Raw genomic sequence first — 13,718 nt, 5'->3', positions numbered from 1 at the left:
TTTTGTTCATAATTTTTATATTGTTGATACTGACGTTCCAAATCATCATGCGTCGTTCGTGCTTCTCTCAATAATTTTTCAAGCTCAATACGTTGTTCATCCACACGTTTAGAGTTTTTCTCTAATGATTCTATCATTGAATTAATTTCTTGTTCGTCTGTACCAATCATTGTTTTAGCCTTATTAATGATGTTTAATCCTAAACCTAATTTTTTAGAAATATCAAAGGCATTGGAACGTCCAGGAACACCCATTAATAATTTGTAAGTTGGACTTAATGTATTCACATCAAACTCAACACTTGCATTCATAACGCCTTCACGATTATAACTATAAGCTTTAAGCTCTGGATAATGTGTCGTTGCCATAACTAGTGAACCAATCTCCCTCACATGATCGAGAATACTCATAGCTAAAGCTGCACCTTCACTCGGATCGGTTCCAGCACCTAATTCATCAAATAAAACAAGACTATTTTTATCCGTTTCTTTCAAAATTTCTACAATATTTTTCATATGTGATGAAAACGTAGATAGCGATTGTTCAATCGATTGTTCATCACCTATATCACAATATACGTTTTCAAATACACTCAATTGACTACCATCTAATGTAGGAATGAGTAACCCGGATTGAGCCATCACAATGATAAGTCCTAACGTTTTTAAAGTGACAGTTTTACCACCTGTGTTAGGTCCCGTAATAATAACCGTTTCAATATCATCAATAAATTCAATTGTATTTGCTACGACTGTATCTTTATTCAATAAAGGATGATAAGCATTAGGTAAATAAACCGTTCTTTCCTTATAAAAAGTAGGTTTTGTCCCTTTAATTGATCGTGCATAGCGCGCTTTAGCCGTTAAGAAATCAATTTGACCCATAACCGACTCTGCCACTAAACAATTATCATCATCGGCAGCTACGAAACCTGTTAATTCTGTTAATATACGTTCACGTTCTACTGCTTCATCATTTCTTAATCGACTAATTTGATTATTCATTTCAACAATAGAAGATGGTTCAATATAAAGGGTTTGTCCAGAAGCTGATTGATCATGCACAATCCCTTTAAAATCTTGTCGATATTCTGCTTTTACCGGTATCACATTGCGATCATTTCGCACTGTAATAATGGCATCTGAAAGTTTCTTTTGATTAGCTTGACTTTTAACAATACGATCTAAATTTTGTCTAATGCGTTGAGTCGTACTTGATATTTTGCTTCGAATACCTTGCAATTCATAACTTGCATTATCATATAAATCGTAAGCATCACATTTTTCATTTATTTCTTGATATAAATCAGTAAGTACAGGTAGTTGATTCATTCTTTCATTTAAAATTGGATACTTTACGACGCCTTCATCTTCTTCAAGCAGTTGATTATAAAATGTTTTAAATTGATTTTGTACTTGTATCAACCGCTTAATTACATTTAATTCGGTAACATTAAGCACTCCACCAATTTTAGCACGGTGAATTAATGGTGATACTTTTGATAAACCACTTAAACTAGGTAAACGATGTTTATTATAAATTTGTGATATTTCATCTGTCTCATTCATTTGAAATTCTACAGTTTCAAAATCAGTTGCTGGAGACATTTTAGACACTTTTTCACGTCCTAAATCACTTATCGTTTCAGAAGCTACAAATGATTTGATTTTATCAAACTCTAAGACGTCTAATGTTTTTTGTCTCATACAATCCCTCTATTTCTGTAATTTAATATTATTATTAATAAAGTTTTTAAAAGCGTCACGCGTCATTGTATTAATCACTCTATCTTTATTTACAAATCCTTTTTGCGCAGTAGCTACGCCATATTTCATAAAATCAAGATGATCCACATGATGAGCATCTGTATTAATTGTTAATTTAATATTTGGATATTTTTTTACAGTGGCAGCATTTAAATCTAATCGTTTTGGATTAGCATTAATTTCCATTACCGTTTGTGTTTCTTCTGCAAGTTGCATCAACTGTTCTATATTAGGTTGATACCCTTCACGTCGCTCAATAATACGACCAGTTGGATGTGCAATATGTCTAACATAAGGATTACGACATGCATGTTCTAGGCGCTTCATAATCTCTTCTTCAGATTGATTGAAACTTTGATGAATAGCTGCAATAACATAGTCAAGTTGCGATAGTATATCATCCTCATAATCTAATGATCCATCAGGTAAAATATCCATCTCTGTACCTGAGTAAATATCTATTTCTGTGTATTCTTCATTCAAATTTTTTATTTCTTCATTTTGACGTAATAATCGTTCAACTTGTAATCCATGCGCAACTTTTAAACTCTTTGAATGATCCGTAATGACCATGTATTCATAGCCTTTTTTAATGTTTGCTTCAATCATCTCTCGTATAGAAAAAGCGCCGTCACTATACGTTGTATGCATATGAAGATCACCTTTAATATCATCTAATGTAATGATTGAATTTAAATCACGATCAAACTCACTGCCATCTTCACGCATTGCTGGAGCAATCCAATGTCTACCGAAGTGTTGGTAAATTTCAGCTTCACTTTGGAATTGGAGTAACGTTCCATCTTGTTGTTCGATACCATACTCACTCACTTTTTCATTTTGTGCTTTAGCAAGTTGTCTAATGCGAATGTTATGATCTTTGGAACCTGTAAAGTGCTGTAAGGTATGATAAAAGGCTTCTGGTTCAACAAGTCTAAAATCTACACCAATCGTTTCATCATCATATTCCAATTCAAGTGACACTTTCGTTTCTCCAACTGCGACTTCTTTCACTTTATTTGGAATATTTAAAAGGTGTTGTTGTACATGAAGAGGGTGTCGTGTACTAATAATATAGTCTAAATCTTTACTTACTTCTTTATAACGACGGAAACTACCTGCTTCAGAATAATGTTCAACTTCTTCTAATTGTTCTAGATAAGTCATAATATCTTTATTTAAATGTCGCATCAAATCAATAGGATAATGATCTTTTTTAGCTCCTAGTGCTTTTACTGCTTCAAGTATGTTTTGTTCCGTTTTTTTAGCAAATCCACTTAGTTCACTAACTTTTCCCGCTTCACAAGCTTCTTGAAGATGTTCTTTATCTGTAATATTTAACTCTTTATACAACTTTGCAATTTTTTTACTACCTAAACCTTGAATTTTCATTAAAGGAATTAATCCTTCAGGAACTAAACGTTGCAATTCTTTTAAAGTTGATGAGGTACCTGTTTCTCGATATTCGCTAATGACCTCTCCTACCCCTTTTCCAATTCCTTTTAATTCAGTAACATCTTTTATTTCATCTAAAGAACGTTCATCTATTTCAAGACTTTGTGCTGCTTTACGATAAGCAGATACTTTAAACGTATTTTCTCCATTCAATTCCATATATATAGCAATTTTTTCTAGTAGTTGAATTACATCTTTCTTTGTCATTACATTCACTCCATAAAAAGAGACCAGGAGGTTTATATCCATCACCTAGTCCTGACCTTTTATCTTTTTTTATTTATAAATTTAGTATATAAGATGATAAAAACGGCATCTTAAATAGAATAATATGGCTTAAATAACCGTGTTTTAAACTTTCTTGAATCCATTCATTAGGATATAAAGATACTAAATATAAAACAAGTTGCAGTACAATCACACTGGCAATACTACCTAATAAGCTTCCCAATATTCGACTTGTAACATGAATATTATGATATGACACTATATTATCAAAAGTTACAATAATAAGATATAAAAGCAACTTACTTATAAAAGCAATACATAAAAATGCCACAATAGTATCAAAACGTTGTTGTACATCATGATATTGAAATGCGAAGTGCGTATCAAAAGCAACTGTTTTAGGAAATGGAACAAAAACAATCATTTGTTTTGATATATATTGGTAAAAACGATGCGCAATGAATAGTGAGACAAGCGTAGACGACAAATGAAGACTATTCAGCCAAAGGCCTCTTCTAAAACCAATTATCATATACATCAAAATAATAAGTATCATTACTAAATCTATAGTCATTTAGCTATCCTGTTGTTTTAATTCATAAATCATTTGTTTTAATATTTCGTTTTCTTCTTCCAATTTCACTTTTTCGTCCATGATATTCACTGCAGTTAAAATTGCTTTTCTTGTTGTATCTAATCCTGCTGATTTACGTCCTAATAATCTTAGCTGTTCATCTACTAAATGTGCTACATAACGTATGTGTTCAGGATCATCGTCACCGATAATCGTAAAATTTTGATCATTGATCGATACATTAATACGATTTTTAAATTCTCCCATTGTATTAACTCCTGACTTTTGATAATATTTTAAATTTCTTTGACTAATGTTTTGTTGAGTGAATAAGTAGATTATTATTATTATACATGAGCGTCTCTTATTTGTAATTATAGATTTAAAATACTATTTATTTATACCACTAAACCTACGTTTTTATCTTCATTATGTTAAAGTATATCTATTAGAATTTTAAAAGAGAGGTTTAAACATTTTATGGGAAATGTAGTACATAAATTAACTAATCAAGATATTGAGCAACTGTTGAACCAAATTAACTTTAGTACATCCAATTTACCTAATGGGATGAAAGCAAGAACCAAATATCATGACACTGTCATTAGTATTTACAATTCTGGTAAAGTTATGTTTCAAGGAAAACATGCTGAACATATAGCGCGTCAATTTTGTACTACTGATTCTGTAACTAATTCAAAATCTTCAAAGGCAGATGATTTACATAATATAACATATAATGATTATAACTGTATTGGTAGTGATGAAGCGGGAAGTGGCGATTATTTTGGTCCATTAACGGTTTGTGCTGCTTTTGTATCTAAAGAGCATATAGATATTTTAAGAACGCTAGGCGTAGATGATTCGAAAAAATTAACAGACACTAAAATTATAGAACTTGCAGAACAACTGATTACCTTTATTCCTCATTCATTACTTACATTAAACAATACTAAATATAATGAAAGACAAGCACTAGGTTGGTCTCAAGTAAAAATGAAAGCAGTCCTTCATAATGAAGCGATAAAAAATGTAACTAACAAGATAGATACTAAAGCATTAGACTACATTGTCATTGACCAATTTGCAGAACGTAACGTCTACAAGCGTTATGCTCTAAGCGACTTACCTTTTCCAAATCAAACAAAATTTGAAACAAAGGGAGAATCTAAATCCCTTGCTATTGCAGCAGCAAGTATCATTTCTCGCTATGCTTTTATTAAGCACATGGATTCAATATCAAAAATGATGCATTTTGATATTCCAAAAGGCGCGAGTCATAAAGTAGATTTAATCGCTGCTCAAATTATTGAAAAATATAATATTAGTAAGTTAGATTCTATTTCAAAAAAACATTTTAAAAATCGTGATAAAGCATGGACGTTGGTTAATAAAAAGTATCAATAAAGAACATTTTAGAATGCTATACGATGATGTCTAAATTCATCAAATTCAGTATCGAGAATTGTTTCAACACTTTTATTTACATATCGTGACACATCGTTTGCGGGAACAAGTGCTGAAGTTTCTATCGGTCAAGTAAGTTGAGTCATGTTAGAATCTTTATACATAAGGTACCTCGTTAATTTAATGAAGTTTATTAAATTATACGAAAGGACCTTATTTTTTAAAAGTATTTCAATGTAAAATTACATAAAAAAAGCATTTTAGTGCGACTCTTGATAAAATAAGATACGCTAAAGACTACAGACTAAATTTATTCCCTAATAAAGCGAACCAACTATACAAAGTATTGTAAATAATGAAACCAGTAAATGACTTTATAATAAACTCATTTACTGGCTATTTTTTTAGGATGTATATCCCAATCTCTTCTTTAATTTATTATCGAATTGTAGCGCCTTTAGCTTTTAATGCTTCTAAAATTTTATCATGCACTTTAGAAACACGTTCATCTGTAAGTGTATTTTCAGTATCTAAATAATTTAAACGAATGGCTACTGATTTTTTACCTTCTTCCAAGTGTTCACCTTCATACACATCAAATACAAGTGTATTTTTTAGAATGTCTTCACCATTCTCATGAATAATGTCTAATAATTCTGATGAAGGCATGTCACGTTTTACTTCCATAGCGATATCTCTTGACACACCAGGGAATTTTGGAATTGGTTCATAATTAATGTAACCTACAGCTACTTGCATCATTGCATCATAGTCTAATTCAAATACATATGTGCGTTTAAGATCATTTTCAGCTGCTAATTGAGGATGTAATTCTCCTACAAACCCTATCTCTTTACCTTCTAATGAAACAATCGCAGTTCTACCTGGATGAAGACTTTTTATTTCGCCAGCTTTATAAGTGAAATCTAAATTTAATTTTTCAGCAATTCGATCGACTACACCTTTAGCAATAAAGAAATCAATCTCTTCTTTTTTACCTTGCCAAGTATTAACTACATATTCTCCAGTTAGAATACCACTTAAATATTCGATTTCATCCGGTAATTCATCTTTGCCGTTACCAAAGAACACACGTCCAATTTCATATAATCTTACATTTTTGTTTTTACGTGCTACGTTATAAGTTGTTGCTTCGATTAAATGTGGTAATAAGCTTTGACGTAATGTAGAATGCGCTTCACTCATTGGCATAAGTAGACTAATTGTAGGACGTTCTTGTAATGCAAAATCTTTGGCATGGTCTTTAGACACAAGTGAATATGTGATGGCTTGATTTAATCCTGCACCTTCGAGTGTTTCTTTTACCGTACGCGTTTTATATTGACGATCTGTCAATTTTCCACTAGTTACATCATCAAACACTGGTAAAGTTGAAGGAATATTATCATATCCGTATATTCTTGCTATTTCTTCAATTAAATCTTCCTTAATTGAAATATCTTTACGACGTGAAGGTACATATACTGTTAAAGTATCGGCATTTTGAATCGTTTTAAATCCTAATTGTTCGAAAATAGCTTTAATCTCATCATTTGATAAATTAAAACCAATTGTTTGATTTACTTTTTCCGCAGTAATATCAATTGGCGTAACAAGTGAACCTAAATCCCCTTGTGCCACTCTATCTTTTAATACTTCACCAGAAGCATAATGTTCAAGTAAATAACAAGCTCTATCGACTGCTTCATTAACAAATTCTGTTGCAATACCTTTTTCAAAACGACTTGAAGACTCACTACGTAAATTCAAACGACGTGATGTGTGACGGATAGATACAGGGTCAAAAATCGCACCTTCTACTACGACATTCATTGTTTGATCAGTCACTTCTGAAAAATCTCCACCCATAACACCAGCTAATGCAATAGGTTCTTTACCATTTGTGATAACGATATCTGTATCAATAAGCGTTCTTTCAGTATCGTCTAATGTTGTCATTGTTTCATTTTCATTCGCTTGACGTACAACGATATCTTTAGAACCCATATGGTCTTGATCAAACATATGAAGTGGTTGACCATATTCAAGTAATACATAGTTAGAAATATCAACTACATTATTAATTGGACGGATACCAGCTTTAATTAAACGTGCTTGCATCCAGATAGGTGATGGTGCAATTCTCACATTTTTAACAACTCTTGCACTGTAATATGGAACTTTTTCAGGATTATCAACTGTCACTGATAACTCATCTGTTGCTGAAGTTTCAGTTTCGTTAAGCGTTGTGTTTGGTTTAGTCATTTCAGTTTGATATAATGCTGCAACTTCATATGCAGTTCCCACCATACTTAAAGCGTCTGCACGGTTAGGTGTTAAATCAAATTCCATAATTTGATCATTAAGATATAATGCGTCTAATGCATCAGTTCCCGGTGTCACTTCACTAGGAAATACGAAAATTCCATTTTCATAGTCTTTTGGTACAACATTACTTGAGACACCAATTTCTTGTAAGGAACAAATCATACCTTCCGAACGTTCTCCGCGTAATTTGGCACGTTTTATTTTAATACCTCCAGGTAAACGTCCACCTACTTTAGCCACAATCACATATTGATTTTCATCAACATTAGGTGCCCCACAAACAATTTGAACAAGTTCTTCTTCACCTATATCAACTTGACAGATATTCAATTTATCTGCATCTGGATGTTTTTCTTTAGATGTTACATATCCTACTACTACATTTTTAATATCTTTTGAGTAATCTATAATATCTGCTACTTCAATACCCGTACGTGTAATACGCTCAGCTAAGTCTTTAGCAGGTACACCAGCATCTACGTAATCTTTTAACCATTCATTTGAAATCAACATTATGCTTCACCTCTATCTTCTACAGCTTTAAATTGATTAAGGAATCTCACATCATTTGTATAGAAATGACGAATGTCTTCGATTCCGTATTTTAACATTGCTATACGATCTGGCCCCATACCGAATGCAAAGCCAGAATATTCATTTGAATCAAAACCGGCCATTTCTAGAACATTAGGATGTACCATACCTGCACCTAAGATTTCAATCCATCCAGTATGTTTACATACATTACATCCTTTACCTTTACATTTGAAACAAGAGACGTCTACTTCCACTGATGGCTCTGTGAATGGGAAATAACTTGGTCGTAATCGAATTTCACGATCAGCACCAAATAATTTTTTAGCTACTAACTCTAACGTTCCTTTCAAATCACTCATTTTGATATGTTTATCTACTACTAAACCTTCAATTTGTGTAAATTGATGACTATGTGTAGCATCATCTGAATCTCGTCGATACACTTTCCCAGGACAAATAATTTTTACTGGTCCTTGACCGTGACGTTTTTCCATTGTACGTGCTTGCACTGGAGACGTGTGCGTACGCATTAAAATCTCATCTGTAATATAAAAACTATCTTGCATATCTCGGGCTGGATGTGATTTAGGAAGGTTTAAAGCTTCAAAATTATAATAATCTTGTTCTACTTCGTATCCATCAACAATTTCATATCCTAATCCTAGGAATAAATCTTCAATTTCTTCAACCGTTCTAGTTAATGGATGTTTTGAGCCAATATTAATTTGGCGACTAGGTAATGTAACATCAATTGTTTCCTCAGCAAGTTGTTGGTTTAACTTTTCATTTTTTAATAATTCTTGTTTTTCTTCAAGTTCATTTTGAATTGCTTGTCTTAACTCATTTACTTTTTGTCCATAAGCTGGCTTTTCTTCATTTGGTAAATCTTTCATATTTTTCATTAAACCACTTACAGAGCCTTTTTTTCCTAGATACTTTACTTTGACATCTTGTAAAGCACGTTCATCTTGCGCTTCGTTAATGTCTACTAAAGCTTGTTGTCTTAATTCTGTCATTGAATCATTTTGAGTCATGACTTACACCTCATACTTTCTATTTATCATAAAATTTACTTTATTAAATTAAAAAAAGACTTTCATCCCTAAATAACTGGGACGAAAGCCTTCCGTGGTACCACCCAAATTTATGCCTAAGCATACACTTGTTAGCATTGTTAACGAAGATGCACTCCGACTTAAATTTCTTTAAGTAACCAAAAAGGTGAAAAAAACTAATGTAAATTGAAGTAAGTTTCAGTCACGCTTACTTTCCCTGTGCAATTAATCATTTAGTTTACGTCTTTTTATCGGTTTATATTTATCTTTAATAAACATATTATTTTAATTTTGTATACAATTAAGTATAGTCGATTTTAAATCAAAAGGTCAACCTTTCAAATGATAAAGCAAAATACTTCCAGCAATCGCCACGTTTAAACTTTCCGCTTTGCCGTATATAGGTATAATAAGATTCTGCGAGGTATGTGCTAATAATTCTTTATTAACACCTTCTCCTTCATTACCAAGTAATAAGGCAAATGTGTCTTGCGATTCGATGTTTTTATAGGACACAGCATTTTCTAAGGCTGTACCATATACTGGGCCATCAAATTGTTCAATAAATTTATTTAATTCTGTCGTGACAATAGGAATATGAAATACACTTCCTTGACTGGCTCTCATTACTTTATCTTGGTATGCGTCTGCTGTACCTTTTTCCATTACAATCATATCTATACCCGCAGCATCTGCTGTACGAATTAACGTGCCTAAGTTACCAGGATCTTGTATACGATCAAGTAATAACACTTGTTTCGCTTTTGAGATATCATGTTTAGGTTTTTCAATGACTGCAAAAAAACCTTGCGGTGTAATAGTCCCTGATAATGATTCAGCCACTTTCATATTAATTTCGTAAGCTTCTTTTGCATACTCTAAAAGTCTAGAATCTGTTCTTTCTGGCTCAATTACAAATAATTGTTTAATCATCATATTACTTTTAAATGCTTCATCAATTAAATGTATGCCTTCGATGAGAGCTAATCCTGTTTTATCGCGTTCTTTTTTCTTTTTAAGTTTATTTGCTAATTTAATTTTATTATTTTGTGTTGAAGTAATTTGTTCCATAATAGTCTCTCCAAATTATTTTTGATAGCAATGGTATAAATTGAGATAATATAAAAAAAGAGTGGGATAGAATTCATAATGAATTCGTATTCCACCTTTTTTAAATAGATATAAATTATTTAGAAACGACTTCTTCACCATTGTAAGAACCACAGTTTTTACATACGCGGTGAGATAATTTGTACTCGCCACAGTTTGGGCATTCAGTCATACCAGGTACTGAAATTTTGAAATGAGTACGACGTTTATTTTTTCTAGTTTTAGACGTTCTTCTTTTTGGTACTGCCATGATATATCCTCCTTAATATTAAAACACATAATCTCAAGTATTCGGTCATTTAATTATTATACTATAAATTAAATTAACCTGCTATTACTCTTTATCATATAACTGTTGTAATTTTTGAAGCCTAGGATCAACTTGGCGTGTTTGGGAATCGTCGTTATCTTTAGAGTGCTCAAGCTCAAGCGCTTGTTCTTCATCAATAACTTCCCAACCGTTACCTTCTGTAAGCATTTGATCACTATTCTCAGAAAATGCACGCATTGGCTTCTCAATAATAACCAATTCTTTAGCAATATCTCGGATATTAATCATACCATCTGTAGCAAGATGATAATGTTCATCTTCATCTACTTCTTCATCGGTATAACTATTATAACCTTCTAAATCAAATATTTCGGAAGTTCTGACATCAAGTGGCACATCTACAGGCACTAATGTACGAGCACAAGGCATAGTATACGTACCAGTAACATGCATATCTGCTATCACTTCATTTGATTTTATGGTTAATTCACCTTCGATATTCATCTCTGATAAATCAATCAGACCTAAAGGTTCTATTAAATCGTCAAAGTTCGCCTTTTCATTGAATTCAAAAGGTTTACCTTGATATTTTCTCAATTGCGTTATTGACCATTTCATATGGCTTCACCTCTAACAAACACAAAATTTATTTTAACTTTACTATTATAAGTTGTCAAGATTTTTTCTTAACATCTTATTATCTGTTACAATACTAATAATGAATACTGAAAGGACGAATTGCAAATGAAAAGTGTTGGATTGATTACAGAGTATAATCCATTTCATAACGGTCATGCTTATCATGCGCAACAAGCTAAAGTACAGTCCGATGCAGAGATCTCTATTGCAATCATGAGTGGTAATTTCGTTATGAGAGGTGAACCTGCTATTTATAACAAATTCCTACGTACACAAATGGCACTTTCCAATGTCGATTTAGTTGTTGAGTTACCCCTTATCGCTAGTCTTTCTTCAAGTGATTATTTTGCACAAATAGCTGTTCAAGTTGCTCGTTATCTAGATGTTAATACTATTGCTTTTGGAAGTGAAACACCTGATATAACTCGCCTTAAAAACGTTGCAAATGAAATAATCAATTTAGAACATAGTTCAACTTTTAATCAAAAAGTAAAAGAAGGTAGTAATTATGCAAAAATTATAAATGATTTAATTAGCGATAATACTTTGCTGAAAATGCCTAATAATATTTTAGCAATCACTTACTTAAAAGCTATACAACAATTTGCACCTCACATGAAAGGACTTGCTATCCAACGTGTGCATGCTCATCATCATGATGCGACAATTGAAACATCATCCTTTGCAAGTGGTTCTGCAATTAGGCAGTCGTTAATCACTCAAGAAACTCAGTGGACTACAGTTGTTCCCTCTTCAATTCAATCACTGTATACAACACCTCATTTAACTAAAGAGGATACATTTAGCTTGATTAAATATCATATCTTAAGTCATTCAATTCATGAAATGGCTCATATATACACTATATCTGAAGGACTAGAACATCGATTAAAAAAATATATCAATCAAGCCACTTCTTTTGAATCCTTTATGTCTTTACTGAAGACAAAACGCTTTACCTATACTCATTTACAACGCATACTTATGCAAATTCTTTTAAATGTAAAAAAAGAAGATTCTATTCAATCCATTTCAGCTGTAAGAATTTTAGGAATGAATTGTCGCGGACAAAGTTATCTCAAACAATTAAAAACCAAATTTCCAGAGCGTCAATTCATCACTAATATTAATAAAACATCTGCTCATTTTTTTAAAAATGAAATTAAATCTACCGATATTTATAACTTATTATCAGGTCAACAGAAAAATGATTTTAATACCCCTGTAATTAGATTAAATAATTGAATTAAAGCGTATGGAACATTTCATTTCTGTTCTATACGCTAATTTTTTAATCTTCAAATTTTTCTTTTAATGCCCTTTCAACATGCCTAGGTACGAAATCTGAAATATCTGCCTTATATTGAGCCACTTCTTTCACAACACTTGAACTGATAAATGAATAGTTTGTACTTGTCATCATATACATTGTTTCTACATTACTATTTAATTTTTTATTCATTGAAGTTAAACGTAATTCATATTCAAAATCACTCACTGCTCTTAAGCCACGAATAATTGTTTTAGCGCCTATTTTATCACAAAAATCAACAAGTAATCCATTAAAATTATGTACTTTCACATTTGGCAAATGTTTTACAGATTCACGTATTAATTCCATACGTTCTTCAATAGAAAATGTACCTGCTTTACTACTATTTTTTAATATACATACATGAAGTTCATCAAATCGATCAGAACTTCTTTCTATAATATCTAAATGCCCATAAGTAATAGGGTCAAAACTACCTGGAATGACTGCTTTTGTCTTAGTCATTGTGTTCTCCTTTTTTTAATAACAAAGTATCTGTTAAACCGTAATGATATTGCTTAATTACTTCAAAATCATATGTATTGATTTTTTCTTGATTACTAAACTCACAAATGATAATACCATGTTCTTTTAATAAATTAAACTTAGAAATTTGATCTAGAGCCTTATCTATTAGCCCTTTATTATAAGGAGGGTCTAAAAAAATGAAATCAAATTGAATGTCTCTTTTATTGATAGCCTTTAACGCTCTATCTGCATTATTTTTATATACTTCAGATTGTTCCTCTAAATTTAATTGTTTCAAGTTAGCTTGGATCACTTTAACTGCTTTAAAGTTTTGGTCTACAAATATAACTTTATCCATACCTCTAGAAAGTGCTTCAATTCCTAAAGCACCACTACCAGCAAATAAGTCTAAACCTAAGCCGTATACTTCATGTAAACTGTTAAAAATACCTTCTTTAACTTTATCCATTGTTGGACGTGTATTACGTCCTTCTAAACTCTCTAGTGGTTTACTTTTATGTTTTCCAGCAATGACTCTCATTTTGACTTACACTTCCATTTCATTCAT

General features: G+C 31.8%; 12 protein-coding genes and 1 pseudogene. 2 read left to right on the top strand and 11 right to left on the bottom strand.

Annotation, left to right across the window (positions count from 1 at the left end; genetic code table 11):
* The 4 genes and pseudogenes from HMPREF2930_RS06430 to zapA all read right to left on the bottom strand — a co-directional run.
* Positions 1-1,706: pseudogene (locus HMPREF2930_RS06430) on the bottom strand (endonuclease MutS2); the annotation flags it as partial.
* A 9-nt stretch (positions 1,707-1,715) separates the two neighbouring features.
* Positions 1,716-3,428 (bottom strand): DNA polymerase/3'-5' exonuclease PolX, encoded by a 1,713-nt coding sequence (polX, locus tag HMPREF2930_RS06425; protein ID WP_017175717.1) that lies wholly within the window; start codon positions 3,426-3,428, stop codon positions 1,716-1,718.
* A gap of 73 nt (positions 3,429-3,501) precedes the next feature.
* Positions 3,502-4,023 (bottom strand): CvpA family protein, encoded by a 522-nt coding sequence (locus tag HMPREF2930_RS06420; RefSeq protein ID WP_017175718.1) that lies wholly within the window; start codon positions 4,021-4,023, stop codon positions 3,502-3,504.
* The gene (gene zapA / locus HMPREF2930_RS06415; protein ID WP_017175719.1) at positions 4,024-4,290 is read right to left on the bottom strand and encodes a cell division protein ZapA; all 267 of its coding nucleotides are present in this window, start codon (positions 4,288-4,290) and stop codon (positions 4,024-4,026) included.
* Between the two features lie 213 nt (positions 4,291-4,503).
* On the opposite strand from zapA, the gene rnhC reads away from it, so the two are divergent.
* Positions 4,504-5,430 carry a ribonuclease HIII gene (gene rnhC, locus HMPREF2930_RS06410; protein ID WP_017175720.1) on the top strand — a complete coding sequence of 309 codons (927 nt, stop codon included), beginning with the start codon at positions 4,504-4,506 and terminating at the stop codon, positions 5,428-5,430.
* A gap of 438 nt (positions 5,431-5,868) precedes the next feature.
* On the opposite strand, the gene pheT is transcribed toward rnhC, so the two are convergent.
* The 5 genes from pheT to HMPREF2930_RS06385 form a co-directional block, all read right to left on the bottom strand.
* A complete protein-coding gene (gene pheT / locus HMPREF2930_RS06405; protein WP_017175721.1) occupies positions 5,869-8,271 on the bottom strand; it encodes a phenylalanine--tRNA ligase subunit beta in 2,403 nt (800 codons plus the stop codon).
* Positions 8,271-9,329 carry a phenylalanine--tRNA ligase subunit alpha gene (gene pheS, locus HMPREF2930_RS06400; protein ID WP_017175722.1) on the bottom strand — a complete coding sequence of 353 codons (1,059 nt, stop codon included), beginning with the start codon at positions 9,327-9,329 and terminating at the stop codon, positions 8,271-8,273. The genes pheT and pheS overlap by 1 nt, the downstream gene beginning before the upstream one ends.
* Positions 9,330-9,680: 351 nt before the next feature.
* Entirely contained in the window at positions 9,681-10,421 is a 741-nt protein-coding gene (locus HMPREF2930_RS06395) for a TrmH family RNA methyltransferase (protein ID WP_017175723.1), read from the bottom strand.
* Positions 10,422-10,536: 115 nt separating this feature from the next.
* Complete coding sequence (rpmF, locus tag HMPREF2930_RS06390) at positions 10,537-10,710, bottom strand: 50S ribosomal protein L32 (protein WP_001830121.1); 174 nt, start codon at positions 10,708-10,710, stop codon at positions 10,537-10,539.
* A gap of 84 nt (positions 10,711-10,794) precedes the next feature.
* On the bottom strand, positions 10,795-11,349 hold the full coding sequence (locus HMPREF2930_RS06385) for a YceD family protein (protein ID WP_017175724.1): 555 nt from the start codon (positions 11,347-11,349) through the stop codon (positions 10,795-10,797).
* A 126-nt stretch (positions 11,350-11,475) separates the two neighbouring features.
* On the opposite strand from HMPREF2930_RS06385, the gene HMPREF2930_RS06380 reads away from it, so the two are divergent.
* Entirely contained in the window at positions 11,476-12,615 is a 1,140-nt protein-coding gene (locus HMPREF2930_RS06380) for a nucleotidyltransferase (RefSeq protein ID WP_017175725.1), read from the top strand.
* A gap of 46 nt (positions 12,616-12,661) precedes the next feature.
* On the opposite strand, the gene coaD is transcribed toward HMPREF2930_RS06380, so the two are convergent.
* Entirely contained in the window at positions 12,662-13,147 is a 486-nt protein-coding gene (gene coaD / locus HMPREF2930_RS06375) for a pantetheine-phosphate adenylyltransferase (protein WP_017175726.1), read from the bottom strand.
* A complete protein-coding gene (gene rsmD / locus HMPREF2930_RS06370; protein ID WP_002450015.1) occupies positions 13,140-13,691 on the bottom strand; it encodes a 16S rRNA (guanine(966)-N(2))-methyltransferase RsmD in 552 nt (183 codons plus the stop codon). The genes coaD and rsmD overlap by 8 nt, the downstream gene beginning before the upstream one ends.
* Between the last annotated feature and the right edge of the window lie 27 nt (positions 13,692-13,718).

Origin of the sequence: Staphylococcus sp. HMSC068C09, assembly GCF_001813735.1 — a bacterium.
Lineage (GTDB): Bacteria > Bacillota > Bacilli > Staphylococcales > Staphylococcaceae > Staphylococcus > Staphylococcus hominis.
Note: the sequence above shows the minus strand (reverse complement) of the source record. Positions and strands in the feature narration are given on the sequence as shown.